The sequence below is a fragment of the Chromobacterium sphagni genome (assembly GCF_001855575.1).
Lineage (GTDB): Bacteria > Pseudomonadota > Gammaproteobacteria > Burkholderiales > Chromobacteriaceae > Chromobacterium > Chromobacterium sphagni.
Map to the genome: position 1 here is coordinate 1 of NZ_MKCS01000001.1, position 20,648 is coordinate 20,648.

A 20,648-nucleotide genomic window follows, 5' to 3' on the forward strand; every position below is an offset into this window, starting at 1 on the left:
TCACCCCGGCCGGGATTTTCAATATGCCGCTCAGGTGCTGCAGCCCGGCCTGGGCCGGATCGCTGGCTGCCGCCCGGCTCCATTGCGTCCAGTTGACGCCGTCCGTCGAATAAGTGAAGCCGATTCCGACCGGCGCCGGCGTGCGGCCATCGCGGTGCCCCCCGAATGGTATCCAGCGCGAACGTGTATTCTTCGTTTTCTTTTACCGCGAAACCGTTGCTGGCCAAGCTGTCGCGATTGACCAGCAAGATGGCGCTGCCGCCGCTGGCGAACCCGGCATCGGCCGCATTGACCGTGCGGCCGTCGGTGCGCCAGCTTTGGTCGATGGCGTTGGCGCCGCTCACCAGGTTGCTGGCCAGCGATTTGGCATAGCGGATGCTGTCGGTGACATTGCCGGCGGCGTCGTATCGGCGCTCGGTGACGTAGCCGGCGGCGTCGACGCTGAAGGTCGCCCGGCCCGCGCGTCGTAAATGCTGCGCGTGGCCTGGTCGGTGGCGTCGGTCTGCAAGATCTTGCGCAGGCCGGCGTCGTCCAGCCCCGCCGCGCCCGGTTGCGCCTTGCGTAGCGGATGGTCGCGGTAACGTTGCCGGCCGCATCGTATTGGCGCTCGGTAACGTAGCTGGCGGCGTCGACGCTGAAGGCCGGACGGCCGGCGGCGTCGTAAACGGTGCGCGTGGTCTGATCGGCGGCGTCGGTCTGCAAGATCTTGCGCAGGCCGGCGTCGTCCAGCCCCGCCGCGCCCGACTGCGCCTTGGCGTAGCGCATTGTGGCCGTGACGTTGCCGGCGGCATCGTATTTCCGTTCGGTGACGTAGCCCAGCGCGTCGATGCTGAAGGCCGGACGGCCGGCGGCGTCGTACACCGTGCGGCTGCTCTGGTCCGCCGCGCTGGCCTGCAGCCGCCCGGCAAGGTCCGCTTCGCTCAACTGCCGCTTGTCGCCCAGATTGGCCAGTTGCACCGCCGTCGCGTAACGGGTGCTCGCAGTCAGCTGGCCGGCGGCGTTGTAGTCGTTGCGCGTCACCTGGCCCAGCGGGTCGATGGTGTAGCGCAGCCGGTCGCCCCCGTCGTACACATAACGGGTCATGTTGCCGGCGGCGTCGGTCTTGGCCACCACGTTGCCGTTGCCGTTGTACTGGTACTGCGTCGCCAGCTTCAGCCCGTCCGGGTCCACCGTTTCGCGGATCCGCCGACCGGCGCCATCGTATTCGTACGCGGTGACCTTGGCTTGCGCGGTGCCCGCCGCTTCGGTCACCCGGAGCTGTTGCCCCTGGCTGTCGTAGTCGTAGGCGGTGGTCAGCTTCAGCCCGTCCGGGTCCACCACCACTTGCTTGACTTGGCCGGCGGCGTCGTAGCGGGTTTCGGTCACCCGGCCGCTGGGGTCGGTTTGCCGCAGGATGCGGCCTTGGGCGTCATAGCACGTTTGTGTCGTCAGTTTCAGGCCGTCCGGATCCACCGTGCGGCTGAGCACCCGGCCGGCGGCGTCGTAGCTGTAGCGGGTCTTGACGCCGCGCGCGTCGGTGGCGGTGATGAGCTGGCCGCGCTGTCGTAAGCGCTGCTGCTCGTCCCGGCCGCGGTGGTGGTGGACTGCAGTTGGCCGTCGCGGTTGTATTGGTAGGTGGTGGCGTGGCCGAGCGCGTCGATCAGTTTCACCGTTTCGCCGTAGGCATTCTTCTGGCTGACGGTCTGGAGGTTGCCCGGCTGGGTGACGGTGACGGTGCCGCTAGCGTCGTCGTAGACGGTGGTGGTGGTGTGGCCCAGCGCGTCGGTGTGGCTCAGTTCGCGGCCGAAGGCGTCGTAGACGGCGCTTTGGCCGCCATGTCGCGCGTCCTGGGTGGCGATCTGCCGCCCCAGCTTGTCGTAGTCGCGGTGGCTGGCGTTGCCGTTGGCGTCGACGCTGTCGGTCAGACGGCCGAAGGCGTCGTAGCGGGCGCTGCTCTGCAGCGCCAGTCCTTCGGCGTCGGCCGTCTGGCCGACTCGCTGGCCGCGCCGGTCGTAGCGGCTCTGCTGCAGCGCGCGATGGCCGGCGTCGAGGCGCTGGCGCTGGCCGATGGCTTCGCCGAAGGCGTTGTAGTCCCAGTTGTCGCGATTGGCGTTGACGGCGTCGCTTTGGCTGACGCGCTGGCCGAGCCGGTTGTAGCCGATTTGGCTCAGGCTGTCGAAGCCGGCCCGTTGCAGCGCGCTGGCCAGGGTGCCCAGGCTGCCGCGCGGCCCGCCGTTCAGTTGCGCCAGTTGTTCGGGGTTCAGCCGGGTGGCGTAGCTGCGGGTTTCCACCGCTTCGCCGAAGGCGTTGTAGCGGATTTCGCGGATTTCGCCCAGGCTGTTGAGGGTGTGGCTGAGCCGGCCTTCGCCGTCGTAGTAGTACAGGGTTCGGCCGCCGCTGCCGCCTTCGCCGTTGGGGCTGAACGCGGCGATGCGCTGGCCGCCGGCGTTGTATTGGTAAGTGGTGCCGTAGCGGCGCCAGATGGCGTCGGCTTGCGCCTGGCTGGGGGTGGCGCCCAGCGCCGCCAGCGCTTGCGCGCCTTCGCCGCCCAGTTCGCCGCTCAGCCGGCCCTGGCTGTCGTAGCGCTTGAGCTGGCTGCGCACGTCGCCATTGCCGGCATCGCGCACGCTGCGGACCAGATGGCCTTGCTCGTCGTAGAAATTGAGGGTGACCAGGCCGTCGGGCTGGCTTTGCTGGCGGATCAGTTGGTCGGCGTCATCGTATTGGTACAGCAGGCCGCGGTCCTGGCCGCTGGCGGCCGGCCGCAGTTGCGCCAGCGTGGCGCCGGCGGCATTCGCGCGGTTGGCGTAGCGTATCGTCTGCGCCACCCGCCCGCCCGCGTCGTAGACGGTTTCGTCCAGGTAGCCTTCGGCGTCGATCTGGCCGACCAGGCGGCCTTCGCCGTCGTACAGGCGGCGCACGCGCTGGTCTTGGGCGTCCGCCTGCGGGCGAATGGCGTCCAGCGTGTCGCCCGCGGCGGCGCGCGTGGCGTAGCGGATGGTGTCTACCGCGTGGCCCGCGCCGTCGTAGCGCATTTCGGTCAGGTAGCCTTCGCCGTCGACGCTGCCGACCAGCAGGCCGTCGCAGTCGTACAGCTGGCGGCTGACGCGGTCGTTGGCGGCGTCGGCCGCCGGCTGGTTGGCGGCGTCGTTGGGGTCGAGTTCACCCTGGCTGCTCAGCGCCGGCAGCCGCGCCAGCCGTTCGGCGCTCAGCCGGGTGGCGTAGCGCACGCTGCGCGTCAGCCGGCCGGCGGCGTCGTACTGGTTGCGCACGACCCCGCCTTCGGCGTCGATGGTCTGCGCCAGCCGCCCCAGGCTGTCGTACAGCTGGTACTCGAAGCGGTCGTTGCCGTCGTCCGGCGCCGGCCGCAGGCTGGCCACTTGCCAGCCGGCCGGGTCGCCCTGCAGCTTGGCGGCGTCGACGCGGTTGGCGTAGCGCTGGCTGCGGACCATTTGGCCGTTGCCGTTGTACAGCCATTCAGTGAGGCCGAGTTCGGCGTCGATCTGGCCGACCTTGCGGCCCAGCCCGTCGTACAGCAGGTAGCGGACGGCGCCGTTGGCGTCGGTCAGCTTCACCGGCTGGCCGTCGGCGTTGTACTGGGTGGTGGCGGCGCCCAGCGGGCCGCCGGCGTCTTGCTGGCTGACGCTGAGCGCCAGGCCGGCGGCGTCGTAGCGGGTGATGGTGGTCAGGCCGTTGGCCAGGGTGACCGCGGTCTGCCGCTGCGCGTCGCCGTAGACGGTGGTGGTGACCGCGCCGCGCGCGTCCCGGGTGCTGACTACGCGGTTGAGGCCATCGTACAGATAGGAGGAAAGCACCGCGCCGCTGACGCCGTCCAGCTTCTGCAGCAGATTGCCCGCCTGGTCGTAGACGTAGCGCGCCACGGTTTGCTTGCCGTCGGCCACGCCGTTGCCCTGCGCGTCCAGCGTGGCGTAGCGGGTGGTGCTGGCCACCAGGCCGCGCAGGTCGTAAGCGGTGTCGAGGCGTTCGATCCGCGCCGGATCCTGCTGCGCCGCCCACGCTTGCAGCTCGGCTTCGCCGGTGGCGTCGGCCGCATTGGCGTATACGCCGCCCTGGTAGGCCAGACGGCTGGTTTCGCGGCCCTGGGCGTCGTAGCGGTGTTCCACCACCCGGCCCTCGGCGCTGAGGCTGAAGCGCAGATGGCGGCCGCCGGCGTCGTAGACGTAGCGGCTGGTTTCCATGCCATGGCCGCTGTCGACCGTTTCGCTCAGCAGCTGGTTCTGCACGTTGTAGCGGCGGCTGACGCTGTGGCCCAGCGCGTCGCGCTGCAAGACGCGGTTGCCGTTGGCGTCGTATTCGTAATGGGTGGTCTGGCCGCGCGCATCGCTGACGTCGCTGACGCGGCCATGGCCATCGTAGCTGAAGCTTTGTGTCAGGCCGCCGGCGTTCAGGCTCAGCAATTGGCCAGCCGCGTCGTAGCTCAGCAGGGTGGTTTGCCGGGCGGCGTCGGTGATCGTGGTGAGATGGTTGACCGCATCGTAGTCGAAGCGGGTAGTCAGCGTCGCGCCATCGGCGCGCACGTCGCTGACAGTCTGGATGCGGTAATCGCTGCCGACCAGCACGTAGCCGAAATCGAGCCGGCTGCCGTCGTCCTGCTGGATGCTGGCGAGGCGCTGGCTGGCGCCGTCGTAGCGATAGCGGGTGGTGTAGGCCTGGCCGTCGGCGATGCTGTTGTCAGTGGGCGTGAGGTCGGTGCTGACGCTGATCAGACGATTGGCGCTGTCGTAGCCGTAGCGGGTGCGGGTCAGGGTGCGGCGGTTCGGGCCGTCCTGGTACACGGTGCGCAACTGGCTGAGGTTGCCGGCGGCGTCGTAGTCGATGAACAGCGTCTCGCCGCTGGCGCTGTTGAGGCTGACCAGTTGGCCGGCGCCGTTGTAGCCGAGGTCGATGGCCAGGCCGTCGCGGTCGCGCGCTTGCAGCAGGCGGCCGTTGGCGTCGTAGCTTTCTTGCTGGCCGCTGTCGCCGGCGGTCCAGGTCCAGCGCTGGCCGTCGAAGGCCAGGCTGTCGTCGACGCCGGCGCTGTGTTGCGACAGGTAGCGGCCGCTGCCGGCGTCGAACGCGTACAGGGTGTCGCTGCCGTCTTCGGCGATGCGGTGCACCGTGCTGCCGGCGGCGTTGGCGGCGCCCGAGAGGCCGCGGATCTGGCGGCTGTAGCCCAGGCGCCAGTTGCCGCTGTCGCCGCTCTGGCCTTGGCTGTTGTAGGTGCGCAGCAGGTTGAGCGGCAGGCCGTTAGCGGCCAGGAATTCGTCGCGGTGCTGCAGCACCAGGTTGCCGTTGCCGGCGTTGACGAACACCCGTTCACCGCCGCGGCCCAACTGCGCGCCTCCCAGCTGCCCCTGTTCGCCCAATGCCGCCAGCGAACCGTTCCGAAGCCCCAAGCCCGCGCCTGCTACGACTGCAACCATACAACCCTCCCGGCATATGAAATTGACATTTCGCAGTCTTATCCCGGGATTTCGAAAAAAGTTTAGAGGAAATGCAAAATAAATTTCTTCCGCGCTTCGGACCAAGCAAAATGGCCGCATCCCGATCAGGGATGCGGCCATATCTCATGCTGGCCTACTGCAAACGGAAACGGTCAATGCAAGGTTGGCGGACCGTCCTGCCCCCGGCCAGGCGCCAGCGCCACCGCGCGGGCGACTGCCTGTTGCAGGCTGGTGCCATCCGGCAGCACTTGCGTACTCATCAATTGCTGGTGGATGGCCTGCGCCTGTCCCGGCAGACCAGCCGCCTGCAGCAGCAGACTTTGCGCATACTGGCCCGGAAAGCTCTGAGGATTCAGGCCCAGCGCGCGGCGGGCGGATTGCTGCGCTTCCTGCAGCTTGCCCTCCATGATGGAGACGATGGCCAGGCCGCCATGGGTATCCGCAAAATTGCGGTCCAGCCGCAAGGCTTCCAGCAGCGCCTCCTTGGCTTCCTGGGGCTTGTTCTGCAAAATGCGGCTCCAGGCCAATACATGCCAGCTGCCCACGTGGCCCGGCATATTCCGCAGCGCCTGCACCATGGCGGCTTCCGCCTCGGCCAGATCGCCTTGCAACATCGCCGCCAACCCCAGCCCCACCTGCGCGCGCCCGGAATTGGGCTTGTTTCTGCTGGCGGCCTGCAGCAGCGGGACCGCATTGGCCAGATCTTGCTGGCTCAACGCCAGCATGCCCAGCACGGTGGCGGCATCCGGATCCTGCGGCGCGACCGCAAGCACCTGGCGCGCGACGATTTCGGCGCCGGACAGGTTTTCCTGATCCAGATACAAGGTGGCCAGCAAGCCATAAAGCGGCAGATGCTCCGGATGGTCGGCCAAGGCCTGCTCCGCCACCGCCACCGCCTCGGTCAGCTTGCCGAGGAAATGCAGATTGCGCGCATACAGCGGCCCGGCTTCCGGCAGCAGATCCAGCCGACCGGCAGCCGTCGCCGCCGGCGCCTCGGCTTCGGCATGACGGCCTTGCAGCATCAACGCATAAGCGAGGTTGTAATGCAGCGCCGGCTCATCCCAGCCATCCTGGCGCAGTTGGCTGAAAACCGCCGTAGCTTCCTCCAACCGGTTTTGCTGCAACAGCAGAATGCCTTGCAGCGAGCGTCCCGGGCAATGGCCGGGCTCAAGCTCGAACAACTGTTGCAAAGCCGCCTGGCAGGCCTGCGGCTGCCGAAGCTGCAATTGCAGGTCGGCCACTTCGTACAGCAGGTGCGGGTTGGCCGGATCGGCCTCGAGATAGGATTGCAGCTGTCGCAGCCGCTGGGTAGGTTCGGTCATGGTGCTTATTTGTGAGCGAGTTGCAATTGCTGCCGCAGATAATCGGCCAGCGCGTCGTATTGGCCATGCTGTCGGATGGCGTCGACCACATCGGCCAGCAGCCCGCCAAACGCCGGATCGCTGGCGACCTCCCCGCCAAACTGCTCGGTGAGCATGGCGCGGACATGAATCTCCAGCGCGCGCGGCACCGCATCCGGCCAAGCGGGATCAATCGCGCGCAATTGGCTGGCGATGCGCTTGCGCAGGCTGGGCGCATTGGCTGCGCCGCCAGCGGATTGCCGGGCAGCGGACACCCTACCGGAGGCAAGCTTGCTGCCACTCTTCGCCACCCCCTGCCCCAGCAGGCGCTGCAACATCCCAGCCTTGTCTATTGGTTCCATCTACTCAGTGCCTCCCTATGGGGCGAGCCATCCCGACTCACTGAACCGGATCGTCCCCCGACGCGGCATAGCCGCGCAGGAACAGGCTGCCCGCCGCGCCGACAGCCGGCTGCGTTTCCTCCTCAGGCGGAACGCCGGCCTGGACGGCCTCTTCCAACGGTTCCAGCTGCTGCAGGATGCGCGCCATGTCGGCATTCAGGACCGGCACCGCCTGATTGGCGGCAATGCCTTGCGTCAGCAGGCTGCGGCACTGGGAGAATTCGTCGCGGATCAAATGCTGCAAGCCCTGGCGGAACAGCTGCAGCGGCGACTCTTCCGGCAATGGGTCCAGCCCTTGCCAGGCGCGGACAGCCTGGTCCGGCTGGCCTTGGGTCAGATACAGCAGGCCCAGCTGGAATACCGCCATTTCCAAGGCCGGCCGCAGCGCCACCGCGCGCTCCAGCGCCTCCACTCCGCGCTCCGGCATGCCGATCTGCGCATACTCTACGCCCAGCAGATAATGCAGGCGAGCATCCTGATCATCATTCGACAAACCCTGCTTGAGCAAGGCAATGGCTTCGGCATGCTGCTGGTTTTCCATGGCATGCAGCGCCAGGCGGAACAATTCTTCCTGGTCCAGTACGGCGTAATTCATCACAACTCCAAACTAGGTAAAAACGCTGCGCCACCGCTCAAAACGGCAGCACGCTCATGAAAAATCGAGTCAGCCAGCCCGGGTCGGTAAACAGCCGGTTGTTGCCCTTGGTCTGCTGCTCCAGCCTGACATCGGTCAGTTTGGTGGAGGACACCAGGTTGCCGGGCAGGATCTCGCGCGGATTGACGGTGCCGGACAGCCGGATCTGCTCGGTGTCGTCGTTGACTTGCACCTGCTTCTCGCCGCTGACGCGAAGATAGCCATTGGCCAGCACGCCCACCACCGTCACCGAAATGGAGCTGGTAAAACTGCTGTTGTTGCTGCGGCTGCCCTTGCCGTTGGACTTTTCATTGCCGCTGAATCCCAATTGGCTGTCTATCGTGTTCTTGCTGGGCGAAGCGGACAGGAAAGGCACGCCGAGGCTGCCGTTGATGCCGTTCTGCAGCGAAGAGTCCCGGCTGCCTTTGGCCTCTTCGGACAGACTGGAGCTGGCGCGCTCCTGGATCACCACGGTCAGGCTGTCTCCTACATGCGACGGCACATCGTCGCGGTAGTACGAGCGGTAGCGCGCCGGTTGATACAGGCTGCCGGGCGAAACCGGCTGCGGCGCCGGGGCTTGCGGTTCCGCGCTGGTGGGACCATTCACCAGCGGCTCCCTGAGCGCGGTGACGCATCCCGCCATAGCCAGGACCAGAACCGATACTGACAGTAATTTGACACAACCCGGCATATTTTCGTCCTTCCCACTCATATCTCTGTACAGCGAGCAGGGAATGACAGATACCCGCAACGTCGGAGCCACTCCAAGCTGCTCGCCGAACAGCACCCTCTCGCTAGTCTTATCCCGGATTTGGCGAAAAAGTTTAGCCTGCGTCCATTATTTACATTCACGTCCATCTACCCTTCCGCATTCTGCAAGGTACCCAGACACCCGCGCAGCTTGCGCAGGCCATCTTTATGCAACTGCGAAACCCGTCCTTTGCTGATGCCCAATATCTGGGCAATGTCGTTGAATTGCACGCCGTTGAAGTAATGCAGTTTCAGAACCTGCTGCTCACCGCGCGCCAAGGACGCGATCAGCCGCCTCAAGTCCAACTGCAGCTGCTTCAAGGCATATGCCTGGTAAGCGCTAGGCTGCTTAGCTTCCGTTTCTGTTGCGTGATACATGCCGGTATCGTCCAGCATGAAGCTGATGGCAAAACCGATGGACAGCGAGAACAACATGTCAAACGGCTCTTCCTGGCAGTCCAGAATCGCCTCCGACCTGTCTTGCAGACGCTGCCGACGCGCGGAGATCTGGCTGGCGACTTCCGACGCCTGCTCCAGATGGCTCAATATCTCTCCTCGAATCCTGCGCTCGGCAAAGGTTTTGAACTTATTGCCCAAGGCAGGCTGGAAGCGGTCTATCGCCTGCAGCAGGCCTATCATTCCCGACTGATACAAATCGGCAAACTCCGAGGCTTCCCCCACCCTTTTCGCATAGATCCCCGCCGCCAGAATGCGCACCAAAGGTTGATAGCACTCAACCAGCGCCGCGCGCAACGCTGGATCGCGGCTCTGCGCAAATTGCGACCATAGGAGACCTTCCTCCATGGCGGATGGGGGGGCGAACCGAGAAGGCATGTATCTGTCACATGTTGTCGGATAGAACGGCCCTGGCGACCAGAGTCCAGCCGTCGATCATGACAAACATCAATATCTTGATCGGCAGGGCGATCGATGTAGGCGGCACCATCATCATGCCCATCGCCATCAGCACGCTGGAGACGATGATGTCCACCAGCAGAAAGGGCAGGAAAATCACGAAGCCGATCTGGAACGCCAGCCGCAATTCGCTCAGCAGGAAGGCCGGCACCACATAGACCAAGCTGATGGAGTCGGCATCGGCGGGCATGTCCTTGCCGGCGATGCCCAGCACGAAGCTCATGTCCTGTTCGTGCGTCTTGCCCACCATGTATTCCTTCATGATGCCGCCGCCGACCCTCAACGCAGCCGAGCCGGCCATCTTCTGCTCGTACACCGGCGTGATCACTTGCTGCTCCAGCTTCTCAAAGGTGGAGGACATGGACAGCAGCGTCAGGAAAGCCGCCAGCATGATCAACACCACGTTGGGCGGCGTCTCTTGCATGCCCATGGCATGGCGAAGCATGGACAGCACGATGATGATGCGGGTGAACGACGTCATCGCCACCAGCATGCCGGGCAGCAGCGCCACCAGCGTCAGGGCCAGCACGATATTGACCGCCTGGCTGATGCCGGCGCCGTTCATCGCCACCGTGGCCAGTTGGTCCTTGGCGTCGGCCAGTCCGGGCACGAGCGCAAGCGACAAGGCTATTCTCTGGAAACTCTTCATGGCTTGAGATCATCCCTGATTGCCGTTACGCCATGCTCATGCTCTGCCAGCACGATTTCACGGTCGCGATGATGAATGACATAAATGGTGGTCTTGACCGACAGGCGGCATTTGCCGACAACCCTGACGCCATCTTCGGCGCCGGCGATGCGGCCGCCCTGCAGATAGCGCCGCCGCAGCCAATAAGCCGCCGCGCCGGCCAGCGCCAGGCCCGCCAGGATTTCATAGGGTGCCAGTAATTGGCCGGAGCCCTCTGCCGCAGCCTCCTTGCGAAAATGCAAGGGCGCGCTCGCGGGTTCGGAACTGGCTTCCCGGCAAGCGCCTCCGGATGCGTCCGCGCACGGCTGCGCCGCCAGGACAGGCCAGGCAAACGCCGCCAGGCAAAGGCCGGCCAGCCATGCGGAAACTGCAGAACGTCGAGATTTCATGGTCATTCCGTCGCCGTCGGGTTCAAACCGTAAGCTGCGCCACTTCTTCAATGCGCACGCCGAAATAATCGCCCGCCACCACCAGGCTGCCGCGGGCCACCACTTTGCCCGCCAGCAGAATGTCCACCGGCTCGCCCGGCATCCGGTCCAGGGTCAGCACTTCGCCCTCCTTCAACGCATTCAGCGCGGCCACGCTCAGCTGGCAGTGGCCCAGGCGGGTGTCGAGCTGTACTTTGACATCCTTCAGCAAGTCCAGCCTGCCATCCAGCAAGCCGGGGGCAGCCTCGTTCGGCTTGGCTTCCAGTTGTTCCGGGCTGAAAATTTGTACTTCGGCATTCATCGCTATTGATTCCTGTAACTATGTTCCATCTACCGCGCGACACGCACGGCAAGACGAGCCCGGCTGACGCCATACTCGACCCGGCCCACTACCGAGCCGTCCTTCAGGCGCAGCTCGAAGGCGTCGCCAATCCGCTGATCCAGCCGGATGACATCGCCCGGGCGTATCGTTCCCGCCTCCTGCACCGTAAAACCGGTCGCTGCCGCATAAACCTCCAGCGCCACCTCGCCCTCCAGCCGCAGCTCCCGCAGCGACAGCGGCGCCAGTTCAGGGCCGGGCGCCGGCCGCGGCAACATCTTGGCGGCACATGCCGCGGAAACCAGCGCCGACAGCCGCTGCGAGCCGCTACGCACTTCCAGCCACAATGCGCCGGTGGCGGTGTAAATGGCTGCCAGCGCCTCGCCAGCCTGCTCGGTCGAATAGGCGCTCGCCTGCTCCGCCTGCGTCAGCGCCGCAGCCCAGGACTCCATCGCCGCCTGCAATACCGGCTGCGCCAGTTCGGACGCCGCCAGCGCGGCCCGGCTCTTCTCAGCCCCGAAGCAGAGTTGGGAAAAGAAACCGTACAGGCCGCTGTCGGCGCGCAATGCCGGCTGGCCCTCTCCGGCAGTCAGCCAGGCCGAGGAAACGACATCCGCCAATTGCGCCGGCGTGGCCGATACCTGCAAGGTGCCATCCGCGCCCGACCAGCTCTCCAGCCAACGGCTGGTCGCTGCCAGAACCTGCTCCTCCACCCGCGCCAGCTCCCGGTGGCCGTATAAGCGAAAAGGCAAGGCATCCATCAGCGGGAACTCTTCATCTGCAGCGCCTGCTGCATCATTTCATTGGCGGCGGAAATCAACTGCGAAGCCGCCTGGTAGCCGCGCTGGGTGATCATCATGTCGCTGAACTCTGCCGACAGGTCGACGTTCGACAGCTCAACCTTGCTGCCCACCACTTTGCCGAACGCGCCGACGCCTCCTGCGCCCAGCTCCGCCGACTTGTCGTCCAGGGCGCGGTAAATGCCGGCGCCGACGCGCTGCAGCTGCTGCTCGGGCCTGGCGAAGCGGGCCAGCGCCAGTTGGCCGCCGATAGCCGTCTGGCCGTTGGAGTAGCTGATCTGGGCGCGTCCATCGCTGTCAAAGCTCAGCTTGGTCATGCCGCCCGCCGCATAGCCATCCTGGCTGGCCACCCGGATGGTGGAAGTCGTGCCGCCGGAGAGGCTGGTGGTCGCGGAAATCGAGCCCGGCGCGCCAAAGGCCAGCTTCAGCGGGGAGGCAGAACCGGTAGCGGTTTTCAGCTGCATGTTCAGCTCGTTGTAGCCGACCGAGGGCGAACCGTCCGGACCAAAACGGATTTCGCCGCTGCCGACCGTGGCCTGCGTGGCCTTGTCCTGCACCTCAATCTTCCAGCTGCCCGGCGTCGCCGTCGAATTGCTGGTGAAGGTGATCTTCAACTGGCGCTGCACTCCGTCCTTGTCATAGACGGCGGTGTCCGCGCTGCTGCTGGTCGCCCCGGTGGACAGGTTGTCGGAGAACTGGATGGCGGTGGTCGGCTTGGCCATCTGGCTGCGCAGGGCGCCCACCGAGAAGTCCTGCATGCCGCCGGCCGAGCTCATCATCTGGATGCGCGACTTGTCCTGCCGGTTCACCAGAAAACCATCCGGGTCCAGTTCAAACTGGCCGACTCGGCTATAGCTGAGTTGGCTGCCGCTTTTGGCGACAAAAAAGCTGCCGCCATCGATGGCGACATCCAATGGATTGGTGGAGGCCTGCAGCTCACCCTGGGTGAAATCGGTCACCGTGGAGCCGACCTTCACTCCATCGCCGCTGAAATCGCCGCCGCCCTTGGCATCGTATTGATACATCATGTCGGTGAACTGCAGCGAAGTGCGCTTGAAGCCCGGCGTGTTCAGGTTGGCGACGTTGTTGCCGATATTCGACAACCCTTTCTGAAAGGTGCGCAGGCCGCTGAGACCGACGAACATGGTATCGATCATGTCGCGCTCCCGCGCACCAGCGCCACCTGGGTCAGAGAGACGTCGGTCATCAACTCCCCGCTGGCAGACTTGACTGTCAGCAAGGGCTGGCCGCTGGAGAAGGAGATGGTGGTCACCTGGCCGGGGACGTTGCCATTGGCTGTGGCCACCTCGACGGTCTTGCCGATCAGGCCCAGCGACTGGCTGGCCGCCTGCTGCGACAGCAGGGTATCCAGCTTCTCGTTGGACATCCGCGTTTGCTCAAGCGAGGAAAACTGCGCCATCTGCGCCATGAACTGCTGGTTGTCGATGGGCTTCAGCGGGTCCTGAAACGTCAGTTGCGTCGAAAGAATGCGCAGAAAATCCTGCTGAGTGATGCCACGCGTCTGTTCCACCCCGCCAGCGCTGGAAACGCCCAATCCTGTATTCGCCATGTTCATCCTTGTTTCAAATCGTGTTTGTTCATTGCATCGGCGCCGGATTCCACCAACGCGCCGTTGATTGCCAGCAAGGCCAGCCGGCCGCCGCTATCCTTCATGTACTGCTCCAGCCGCCCGCGCAGCGCCTGTGCGTCGTCGGCGCCCAGCCGCGCGTCCCGGATCCAGACCCGAACCTGATCCCCATCGGCGAATACCGTCACCTTGTACGGTTTCAGCCAGGAACGAACCACGGTTTCCATCTCCGCCGCCAAACCGGCGGACTTGCCCGCCGCCAGGCTCTCGGCGGAAGCCGCCGTCCGCGTCGGCCCTGCCCACAGTCCGGCGCCGACCCTGGCTGGCAAGATGCGCCCTTGCGCCGCCGCCTGGCCGCCAAGCGGGCCGGCCGCCGGAGCCGCAACGCCTGCCGCGCCGCGCGCGTCTGCGGCGATGGGGCCCCGGGCGGGCGTGTTTTCCATCGCATCGCCCGTCGCCGGTCCGCCGCTGGCCGGCTGCCGGCTGGCGTCGACACCCCTGCGGCCATTCGCCGCGTCCCGCAGCGCAATGGCGCGGCACACGCTCTGTTCCGCCAGCTCGGACTCCAGCCGCCGCTCCCACTGGCGCGTGGCCAGTTCGGTCGGCGCTTCGCGCCGGTAGGACAAAGTCGTCCCCGGCTGATCGCCGTCAACCAGTGAAATGCTCATTCCCGCCTTCTTTTCCGCCTCGCCGCAGCCAGGCCTCATCCAGCTCGCGGTATTCCCGCTTCTGCCATTGTTCCCTATGCGCCAGACGCTGGCGCTCGCGATGCTTCTCCAGCTGCCGCACCCGGGCCCGCGCCTCTTTGAGGGCGTCGCCGGCCTGCAGCCAGGCGCTTTGCGCATCCGCCACCACGCGCGCCTGCATCCTGCGCCGCTCATGCATCTCCCGGACAAACCCCAACGCCGACAGGAAAATCGGCGTATTGGCCGGCAAGCCGCTCAAGGCCTGTTCGCAACCTCGGACGTCGGCGACGATGGCGTCCAGCCGCGCGCTCTCGTCATCCAGCCGTCCATGAGCCGCCTGCAGCGCCGCGCGCAAGGGCTGCAATGCTGCCTCCTGAAACCGCAGCAAAGGCGCCAAGCGATAGCGAAAACCCGTCATCGCCATCCGCTCGCGGAGAAGACGCCGGCCAGCTGCGCCACCGCCGCCTTGCGTTCGCTGCGCTCATGGGTGCCCTGCTGAAAAAAGCTCTCCAGTCCAGGCTTCTTCTCCAGTAGCTGGTCCAGCTCCGGATTGCCGCCCGGCTTGTACACCCCGAGCTCCAGCAGATCCTTGCTGCCTGCCAGCACGCTCAGCGCCTTGCGGCAGGCTTTCATCAGCGTCCGCTCCTCCGGACTGGCCAAGTCCGATGCCAGGCGGCTGACGCTGCCCAGGATGTCTATCGCCGGGAAATGGCCGCTATTGGCCAGATCGCGCGACAGCAAGATATGGCCGTCCACAATGCCTCGCACGCTGTCGGCTATCGGATCGTGGATATCGTCGCTCTCCACCAGCACGGTGAACAGGCCTGTGATGGAGCCGCCTTCTCTGCGGGTGCCGCAACGCTCCAGCATCGCCGCCAGTTCGGAGAACACCGAAGGCGTGTAGCCGCGCGAGGTAGCCGGCTCGCCGATGGCCAGACCCACTTCGCGCCGCGCCATCGCGTAGCGAGTCAGCGAATCGACGATAAGCAGCACCGACTTCCCCTGGTCGCGGAAATGCTCTGCGATGGTCACCGCGCTCAACGCGGCTGCCTCTCGCACCAGCGCCGGCTCGTCGGCGGTCGCCACCACCACCACCGCACGCGCCATGCCTTCGTCGCCCAGCGTTTCCTCGATGAACTCCAGCACCTCGCGGCCGCGCTCGCCTATCAGGCCCACCACCACCACATCAGCCGCGCTGTTGCGCACCAGCATGCCCAGCAGCGTGCTCTTGCCCACACCGCTACCGGCCATGATGGACAAGCGCTGGCCATAGCCTATGGTCAGCATGGCGTCGATCGCGCGCACGCCGGTTTCCAGCACCTGGGAAATCCGGCTGCGCCGCAACGCCGGGATGGGCGCGCAACGCACTGGACGATGGCTCTGCGCAGCCAGTTCGCCGCCGGCATCCAGCGGCCGGCAGAAGGCGTCCACCACTCTGCCCAGCAATGCCGGCCCCACCGGCACCGAGAACGGCCGACCGGCCGAAACCACCCGGCCGCCCAGCAGCAGGCCGTCCACCGCGCCATAAGGCAGCAGCAGCAGGCGGTCCTCGTTCAAGCCGGCCACTTCGGCCAGGATGGCGGGCCGGCCGTCGGGGCGCTCGATATGGCACAAATCGCCGATGCCGGCGCCGGCCGGGCCGCGCGCTTCGATCAGCAGGCCGGTCTTGCGCGTCACATGGCCGACATGCTCGACCAGGTCGGCGGATTCGATCGCCGACAGCAGTTCTGCTACTTTCGTTTTCATTTGGCGCGCGCGTCCCGCAGTACCCTGCGCAACCGCTCCAGCTGGGTGGTGAACTGGGCGTCCAGATCGCCGCCGGCGGTTTCGATCACGCAGCCGCCGCCGCTCACCTGGCGGTCGGGGACGATGGTCACGCCGCGGCCCTCGCCATCCAGCGATCCCGCCGGCACATCAACCATTAGTGCGGCATCCTCGGGGTGCAGCCTGACCCGCATCGGCTCGCGCCCGCGCGCCTCGCTCAAGGCGCGGCGTACGCAGGATGCGACCAGTTCGGAGGACGGCGTCAGCTCGCCGATGATTTTCGCCAGGGCGGCATACAGCAACGGCGACACCAGCTCTTCCATCTCCGCCAGCGCGCGCTGCCGCTCCTCGTCGACGGACTGCATCAATGCCTGCAAGCGGCCGTTGAGGGCTTCCTGCCGCCGCACCGCCTCGGCTTCGCCGCGGCTGAGGCCTGCCTGGTAGCCTTCGCGGCTGGCCTGAACCTGCCACTCCTGACGCTCCGACTCCAGCCGGGCGTACAACGCCTTGCGCTCGGTTTCCAGCTGGGCGCGCCAATCCACCCGCTCTTCCGCCTGCGGCGGCGCTACCGGCTGGCGCGCCGCTACGGGCGGCTGCGGCAGTACCGCGACGGTGGGCGGCGCGCTGGCGGCTTGCCGCTCCCGCACCAGCGGATTGCGGATGATGTCACCCATGCCAACGCTCCTTCAATCTGGACCAGAATCCCGCCGGCGCGGCCGGCGAGGCCGCCGCCGCGGGGGCTTCGTCGGGATAGGCCTCGGCGCACTGCGCCAACTGGCGCAACAGGCTGTCGCGCAGCATGGGCGCAGCCCCGGGCAAGCTGCCGGCCCAATTGCGGCGCAGCGCGTCCGTCTTGTCCCGGCATGGGCCTGATTCGGCAGCAAAATTCAGCAACTGGGCGCGCAACGCCTCGCCCAGCGCCTGGCCGATGGCCTTCTGCATCCAGGCCGGCTCAGCGACTATCGCCCGCAGCGCCTGGGAAAGATGGCCGCCCAGCCAGGCCGCGTCGTCCTTGGGTTCGGCCCGGGCTCCGGCTTCCAGCCTGGCGGCGACTCCGCCCAGCGCCTGCCCATCGATTTGCCCAACCGCCCGCGCCAGCTTGGCGCGCTCCTCCGCCGACAGGCGCGCTTCCAGCCAACGCCTTTCTTCCGGCAGCAATGCGGAAACCGCCAAGGCGGCGCGCAACTCCGCCTGCGAAACCGCCATCACTGGGCCCCCTCGCTGGCCGGCTGCTCTTCCGCCAGCCAGCGCTGGACTTGCCGCAGCACTTTCTCGCGCTCAGCTTCGCTCAGCGCCCGCGCCGCCGCCTTGCGGCGCAACAGCCAGGCCGCCAGCGCCAGCGCAATGGCCAGCGCGCCGACAACCAGTCCAACCCATAGCGGGCCCAGGTCCGCGGCGGGCTTGCGCGCCGCCGAGGCCGCCTCGGCGTTTGCCGCCGGCGCCGCCACCGCCTGGATATTGTCCATGGCGGAGAAGGCGATGCCGTCGCCACGGGCGCTATCCAGGCCGACAGCCATCGCGATGACGCCGCGCAGGCGCTCCACCGTGCTATCCGACAGGCTGGCGTTGGAAATGATGCCGACGCTGATATGCTTGATGGCGCCTGTACCGGTGCTGGTCTGCTGGATCTCGCGGCCAACCTGGTACTCAGCGTCCATCGTCTTGTTGCCGACGGCTTCCGCGGCCGTCGGAGCGGCCTGCATGGACTGGATCCGGGCGACATCGTTGTCGCCTTGCCACTGCTCGCGCTTGCGCACCAGCATGCCCTTGTCGGCGCCGTCGCCCAACAGCGATTCGCGGGTGGACTTCACTGCGGACAGGTCCAGCACCACGTCGACGCTGGCTGCGGCCTGGCCAGGCCCCAGAGCCGTATCCAGAATACGGGTCACCTTGTTGTTCAGGTAGGCCTCTGTCTCCTTCTTCAGTTGCAGGCTGGCGTCTGCCGTCGGCAAACCGTCCTCGCCACTCTCCCGCGCCGACAAGGCGATGCCGCGCTGATCCAGCACGGTGACCGCGCCCGCATCCATCTCCGGCACCGAAGCCGCCACCAGGCGCTGGATGCCGGTGACTTGGTCGGCAATCAGGCTTTTGCCGCCCTTGAGCGTCACCCAGACCGAAGCCTTGGCCTTGGCGCCGCGCTTGCGCAGCATGCCGCCCTCAGGCAGCACCAGATGCACACGGGCATTCTGCACTTCGTCGAAACCCATGATGGTGCGGGACAGCTCGCCCTGCAGCGCGCGCTGGTAATTGATCTTCTGCGCGAACTCGGTCATGCCGAATTCGGCGTTGTTGAACAACTCGAAGCCCACCGACCCTTTCAGATCCAGACCGCCGCCCAGCAGCTTCATCCGCGTCTTGTACAGCGAGTCCTTGTCCACCTGAATGGTCCTGCCCTCATCGGACAAGACATAAGGCGTTTTCTGCTTTTCCAGCGCGGCCACCACCGTGGCCGCGTCCTTGGCGTCCAGATCGGAGAACAGCACCTGGTAATCGGGCCGGCCCGACCACCAGAAAATTCCCGCCGGCACCGCCAGCGCGGCGACTACGCCTGCGATCAGCATCGCCCGTCCCGCTGTTGACGAGCGCTGCCATAGCGCCCTGAAAAAATCGACCATCTTTTCCCTATCCAATTCATTGCCCGGTCAGGCAAGTCACACTTGAATGCGCATGACTTCCTGATAGGCTTCCAATGCCTTGTTCCTGGCCTGCATGAACAGCTCGAACTGCATGCGGGTTTCTTCCATCTTCAACATGACCTGGTGCAGATTGCCCGCCTGGCCGGTAGCGACATCGTTCAGCAAGGCGCCGATGCCTTTTTCAGACTGCTCCACCTGAGTCAAAATCCTTTCAAATCCTCCGGCCACAGAAGGCGCGGCCTGAGGCTCCACGGCGCCCACCGGGCCGCTGCCCTGCAATGCCTGCAGGGCGTGAATCGGCCCGGCGCCGGCAATCGCGTCTATCATTGCTTGCCTCCGATATCCAGCGCCTTGAGCATCATCGAGCGCGCGGCGTTGAAGGCGGTGACGTTGGCCTCATACGAGCGCACCGCCATGGTCATCGAAAACATTTCCTCCAGCGTGTTCACCCCGGAGTACTGTACATAACCCTGGGCGTCGGCCAGCGGGCTGGACGGATCCAGCACCTTTCGCGGCGCCACATCGGACTCCACCACCGCGGCCTTGACCCCGCCCAAGGGCAGCTGCGCGCTGTCCGCGTTGCTCAAGGCCTGAGAAAACGATGCTCCGCCGACCGGCATCGCCAGCACCCGCAAGGGCTTGGCCATGTTCGCGCCCGGCGCCGCCGCCACATTGGCGTTGGCGATGTTGCGAGCCGCGATTTCCGCCCTCAACTGCTCCACATCCATACCGCTCTGGCTGATAGCCAGTGACTGCCAGATACCCACTTACCGCCTCCCGTCCGAAACCGCCAGCTGCATGATGGCCAGCTGCTTGTTGACCCCCTTGATCAGGGTCTGATAACGCAACACCGTGTCGGCCAGCATGCTGACCTGATGGCTCAACTCCGCTTGCGCGGCCTGGCCCGTCGGCGCCGCCTGGCGCAAATCGGGCTTGATCCGCACCGCATTGGCGCCGTCGCCGGCGCCGGCCGCCACGCTTTGCAGCGCGCTTTCAAACTCCACTCGCATCGGCGTATAGCCGGGCGTGTTGAGATTGGCGATGTTCTGGGCGATGACCTGCTGGCGGGCCACCAATCCATCCAGCGCCAACGGCACCACTTCGCCTACCGAACCTATTTGCATATCGTGTCCTTTTCTTATTGAATCACCAGCTCCGCGTGCAAGGCGCCCGCGGTGCGGATCGCCTGCAACACCGCGATCACGTCGCGCGGGCTGGCGTGAATCCGGTTCAGCGCCGCCACCAGGTCCGCTATGGTGGAGTTGCCCTTAAGATTGATGCCGGGCAGCGGCTTTTCCTGCACCGCCATCCGGGTTTGCGGCACCACCACGGTCCGCACTTCGCCGGCGCTGCCGATAAAGGGCTGCGGCTGCGAAACCTGGTAGTCGGTGACCACCGAAATCTTCAGGTCGCCATGCACCACGGTGACTGCCGACAACCTGACGTCGCCCCCCGCCACCACCGTACCGGTCCTCTCGTTCACCACCACTCTGGCGCGCTCATCCGGCGTCACCTCTATACTTTCGATGCGGCTCAGCAGATCCATCGCGCCGGCCGTCGTCGACGCATCCACCCAGATGCGGACCTTGCCCGCCCCCAGCGGCGTGGCGATCTGCCCGCCCAAGGTGCGGTTGATCGCCTTGGCGATCCGCTCCGCGGTGGTGAAGTCCGGCGATGCCAGCAACAGCTCCGCCGCGTTGTCGCGGATGAAGCTAGTCGCCACCGCCTGCTCGACAATCCCGCCGGCCGGTATCTGGCCCACGGTGGGGTGGTTCTTCTGCACCATGTTGCCGTTGCTGTCGTAACGGTAGCCGCCCACCGACAGCGCTCCCTGGGCCAACACATAAACCTGGCCGTCTATGCCCTTCAACGGCGTTTGCAGCAGGCTGCCGCCCAGCAAGCTGCGGGCGTCGCCGATGGAGGTGACGGTAACGTCGATCCGCGCGCCCGGCTCCAGCAGCGGCGGCAGATTGGCGGTCACCATTACCGCGGCGACATTGCGGCTGTTCACTTGATCCGGCCCCAGGCTCAACTCGAACTGCTTGAGCATGTTGGCCAGCGATTGCTGGGTCATCTGGCTGCGCTGGCTGTCGCCGCTGCCGGCCAGACCGGTCACCAGGCCATAGCCGATCAGCTGGTTGTCGCGCCAGCCGCCAAACCTGCCCAAATCCTTGATTCTTTCGCCGGCCTGGGCCAACGATATGCCGAGCAGCAACACCGCCCCGCCTTGAAGAATCGATTGCAACCATCTGCTCTTTTTCATTTCCCAACCTTGC

General features: G+C 66.0%; 23 protein-coding genes. All 23 read right to left on the reverse strand.

All coding sequences use genetic code 11. The features are described 5' to 3' along the window. Nucleotides 1-30: 30 nt before the first annotated feature. A complete protein-coding gene (locus BI347_RS00005; RefSeq protein ID WP_071115024.1) occupies nt 31-1,467 on the reverse strand; it encodes an RHS repeat domain-containing protein in 1,437 nt (478 codons plus the stop codon). Continuing rightward, nucleotides 1,434-5,402 carry an RHS repeat protein gene (locus BI347_RS00010; protein WP_139167146.1) on the reverse strand — a complete coding sequence of 1,323 codons (3,969 nt, stop codon included), beginning with the start codon at nt 5,400-5,402 and terminating at the stop codon, nt 1,434-1,436. The genes BI347_RS00005 and BI347_RS00010 overlap by 34 nt, the downstream gene beginning before the upstream one ends. Nucleotides 5,403-5,575: 173 nt before the next feature. Next, nucleotides 5,576-6,745, reverse strand: coding sequence for a tetratricopeptide repeat protein (locus tag BI347_RS00015; RefSeq protein WP_071115026.1), 1,170 nt, complete (start codon nt 6,743-6,745; stop codon nt 5,576-5,578). A gap of 5 nt (nt 6,746-6,750) precedes the next feature. Next, nucleotides 6,751-7,125 (reverse strand): hypothetical protein, encoded by a 375-nt coding sequence (locus tag BI347_RS00020; RefSeq protein ID WP_139167147.1) that lies wholly within the window; start codon nt 7,123-7,125, stop codon nt 6,751-6,753. 37 nt (nt 7,126-7,162) lie between these two features. Continuing rightward, nucleotides 7,163-7,759 (reverse strand): tetratricopeptide repeat protein, encoded by a 597-nt coding sequence (locus BI347_RS00025; RefSeq protein WP_071115028.1) that lies wholly within the window; start codon nt 7,757-7,759, stop codon nt 7,163-7,165. A gap of 37 nt (nt 7,760-7,796) precedes the next feature. Beyond that, on the reverse strand, nt 7,797-8,405 hold the full coding sequence (locus BI347_RS00030) for a flagellar basal body L-ring protein FlgH (RefSeq protein ID WP_239690795.1): 609 nt from the start codon (nt 8,403-8,405) through the stop codon (nt 7,797-7,799). 251 nt (nt 8,406-8,656) lie between these two features. Continuing rightward, complete coding sequence (locus tag BI347_RS00035) at nt 8,657-9,352, reverse strand: sigma-70 family RNA polymerase sigma factor (RefSeq protein ID WP_158020678.1); 696 nt, start codon at nt 9,350-9,352, stop codon at nt 8,657-8,659. Nucleotides 9,353-9,389: 37 nt separating this feature from the next. After that, complete coding sequence (locus BI347_RS00040) at nt 9,390-10,088, reverse strand: flagellar type III secretion system pore protein FliP (RefSeq protein WP_204377982.1); 699 nt, start codon at nt 10,086-10,088, stop codon at nt 9,390-9,392. A gap of 20 nt (nt 10,089-10,108) precedes the next feature. Further along, nucleotides 10,109-10,591, reverse strand: a complete 483-nt coding sequence (locus BI347_RS00045; RefSeq protein ID WP_158020679.1) for a hypothetical protein — start codon at nt 10,589-10,591, stop codon at nt 10,109-10,111. Next, the gene (locus BI347_RS00050) at nt 10,563-10,880 is read right to left on the reverse strand and encodes a FliM/FliN family flagellar motor switch protein (protein ID WP_071115033.1); all 318 of its coding nucleotides are present in this window, start codon (nt 10,878-10,880) and stop codon (nt 10,563-10,565) included. The genes BI347_RS00045 and BI347_RS00050 overlap by 29 nt, the downstream gene beginning before the upstream one ends. Nucleotides 10,881-10,909: 29 nt before the next feature. Next, nucleotides 10,910-11,659 carry a FliM/FliN family flagellar motor C-terminal domain-containing protein gene (locus BI347_RS00055; RefSeq protein ID WP_071115034.1) on the reverse strand — a complete coding sequence of 250 codons (750 nt, stop codon included), beginning with the start codon at nt 11,657-11,659 and terminating at the stop codon, nt 10,910-10,912. Next, a complete protein-coding gene (locus BI347_RS00060; protein ID WP_071115035.1) occupies nt 11,659-12,855 on the reverse strand; it encodes a flagellar hook protein FlgE in 1,197 nt (398 codons plus the stop codon). The genes BI347_RS00055 and BI347_RS00060 overlap by 1 nt, the downstream gene beginning before the upstream one ends. After that, nucleotides 12,852-13,268: a flagellar hook assembly protein FlgD gene (locus BI347_RS00065; RefSeq protein WP_071116304.1), complete on the reverse strand. Its 417-nt coding sequence runs from the start codon at nt 13,266-13,268 to the stop codon at nt 12,852-12,854. The genes BI347_RS00060 and BI347_RS00065 overlap by 4 nt, the downstream gene beginning before the upstream one ends. Nucleotides 13,269-13,270: 2 nt before the next feature. Further along, nucleotides 13,271-13,954: a hypothetical protein gene (locus tag BI347_RS23185; RefSeq protein WP_071115036.1), complete on the reverse strand. Its 684-nt coding sequence runs from the start codon at nt 13,952-13,954 to the stop codon at nt 13,271-13,273. Further along, nucleotides 13,935-14,336, reverse strand: coding sequence for a flagellar FliJ family protein (locus tag BI347_RS00075; protein ID WP_071115037.1), 402 nt, complete (start codon nt 14,334-14,336; stop codon nt 13,935-13,937). The genes BI347_RS23185 and BI347_RS00075 overlap by 20 nt, the downstream gene beginning before the upstream one ends. 50 nt (nt 14,337-14,386) lie before the next feature. Further along, nucleotides 14,387-15,718 carry a FliI/YscN family ATPase gene (locus BI347_RS00080; RefSeq protein WP_071115038.1) on the reverse strand — a complete coding sequence of 444 codons (1,332 nt, stop codon included), beginning with the start codon at nt 15,716-15,718 and terminating at the stop codon, nt 14,387-14,389. Then, nucleotides 15,715-16,410: a FliH/SctL family protein gene (locus BI347_RS00085; RefSeq protein WP_071115039.1), complete on the reverse strand. Its 696-nt coding sequence runs from the start codon at nt 16,408-16,410 to the stop codon at nt 15,715-15,717. Before BI347_RS00085 ends, BI347_RS00080 begins: the two co-directional genes overlap by 4 nt. Then, nucleotides 16,403-16,942, reverse strand: a complete 540-nt coding sequence (locus tag BI347_RS00090) for a hypothetical protein (RefSeq protein ID WP_071115040.1) — start codon at nt 16,940-16,942, stop codon at nt 16,403-16,405. The genes BI347_RS00085 and BI347_RS00090 overlap by 8 nt, the downstream gene beginning before the upstream one ends. Next, nucleotides 16,942-18,351 (reverse strand): flagellar basal-body MS-ring/collar protein FliF, encoded by a 1,410-nt coding sequence (gene fliF, locus BI347_RS00095; RefSeq protein WP_071115041.1) that lies wholly within the window; start codon nt 18,349-18,351, stop codon nt 16,942-16,944. Before fliF ends, BI347_RS00090 begins: the two co-directional genes overlap by 1 nt. 36 nt (nt 18,352-18,387) lie before the next feature. Beyond that, a complete protein-coding gene (fliE, locus tag BI347_RS00100) occupies nt 18,388-18,699 on the reverse strand; it encodes a flagellar hook-basal body complex protein FliE (protein WP_071115042.1) in 312 nt (103 codons plus the stop codon). Then, nucleotides 18,696-19,139: a flagellar basal body rod protein FlgC gene (flgC, locus tag BI347_RS00105; RefSeq protein WP_071115043.1), complete on the reverse strand. Its 444-nt coding sequence runs from the start codon at nt 19,137-19,139 to the stop codon at nt 18,696-18,698. The genes fliE and flgC overlap by 4 nt, the downstream gene beginning before the upstream one ends. After that, on the reverse strand, nt 19,140-19,496 hold the full coding sequence (locus BI347_RS00110) for a flagellar basal body rod protein FlgB (protein WP_071115044.1): 357 nt from the start codon (nt 19,494-19,496) through the stop codon (nt 19,140-19,142). A gap of 14 nt (nt 19,497-19,510) precedes the next feature. Beyond that, a complete protein-coding gene (locus BI347_RS00115) occupies nt 19,511-20,635 on the reverse strand; it encodes a flagellar basal body P-ring protein FlgI (RefSeq protein ID WP_071115045.1) in 1,125 nt (374 codons plus the stop codon). Between the last annotated feature and the right edge of the window lie 13 nt (nt 20,636-20,648).

Excerpts from the sequence above, each read along its gene's own strand:
- BI347_RS00065 (WP_071116304.1), bottom strand. The coding sequence starts at position 13,268 with ATGGCGAATACAGGATTGGGCGTTTCCAGCGCTGGCGGGGTGGAACAG.
- BI347_RS00080 (WP_071115038.1), bottom strand. The coding sequence starts at position 15,718 with ATGAAAACGAAAGTAGCAGAACTGCTGTCGGCGATCGAATCCGCCGAC.
- BI347_RS00050 (WP_071115033.1), bottom strand. The coding sequence starts at position 10,880 with ATGAATGCCGAAGTACAAATTTTCAGCCCGGAACAACTGGAAGCCAAG.
- BI347_RS00035 (WP_158020678.1), bottom strand. The coding sequence starts at position 9,352 with ATGGAGGAAGGTCTCCTATGGTCGCAATTTGCGCAGAGCCGCGATCCA.
- BI347_RS00055 (WP_071115034.1), bottom strand. The coding sequence starts at position 11,659 with ATGGATGCCTTGCCTTTTCGCTTATACGGCCACCGGGAGCTGGCGCGG.
- BI347_RS00010 (WP_139167146.1), bottom strand. The coding sequence starts at position 5,402 with ATGGTTGCAGTCGTAGCAGGCGCGGGCTTGGGGCTTCGGAACGGTTCG.
- fliF (WP_071115041.1), bottom strand. The coding sequence starts at position 18,351 with ATGGTCGATTTTTTCAGGGCGCTATGGCAGCGCTCGTCAACAGCGGGA.
- BI347_RS00090 (WP_071115040.1), bottom strand. The coding sequence starts at position 16,942 with ATGGCGGTTTCGCAGGCGGAGTTGCGCGCCGCCTTGGCGGTTTCCGCA.
- fliE (WP_071115042.1), bottom strand. The coding sequence starts at position 18,699 with ATGATAGACGCGATTGCCGGCGCCGGGCCGATTCACGCCCTGCAGGCA.
- BI347_RS00025 (WP_071115028.1), bottom strand. The coding sequence starts at position 7,759 with ATGAATTACGCCGTACTGGACCAGGAAGAATTGTTCCGCCTGGCGCTG.
- BI347_RS00110 (WP_071115044.1), bottom strand. The coding sequence starts at position 19,496 with ATGCAAATAGGTTCGGTAGGCGAAGTGGTGCCGTTGGCGCTGGATGGA.
- BI347_RS23185 (WP_071115036.1), bottom strand. The coding sequence starts at position 13,954 with ATGAGCATTTCACTGGTTGACGGCGATCAGCCGGGGACGACTTTGTCC.
- BI347_RS00115 (WP_071115045.1), bottom strand. The coding sequence starts at position 20,635 with ATGAAAAAGAGCAGATGGTTGCAATCGATTCTTCAAGGCGGGGCGGTG.
- BI347_RS00020 (WP_139167147.1), bottom strand. The coding sequence starts at position 7,125 with ATGGAACCAATAGACAAGGCTGGGATGTTGCAGCGCCTGCTGGGGCAG.
- BI347_RS00015 (WP_071115026.1), bottom strand. The coding sequence starts at position 6,745 with ATGACCGAACCTACCCAGCGGCTGCGACAGCTGCAATCCTATCTCGAG.
- BI347_RS00085 (WP_071115039.1), bottom strand. The coding sequence starts at position 16,410 with ATGGGTGACATCATCCGCAATCCGCTGGTGCGGGAGCGGCAAGCCGCC.
- BI347_RS00060 (WP_071115035.1), bottom strand. The coding sequence starts at position 12,855 with ATGATCGATACCATGTTCGTCGGTCTCAGCGGCCTGCGCACCTTTCAG.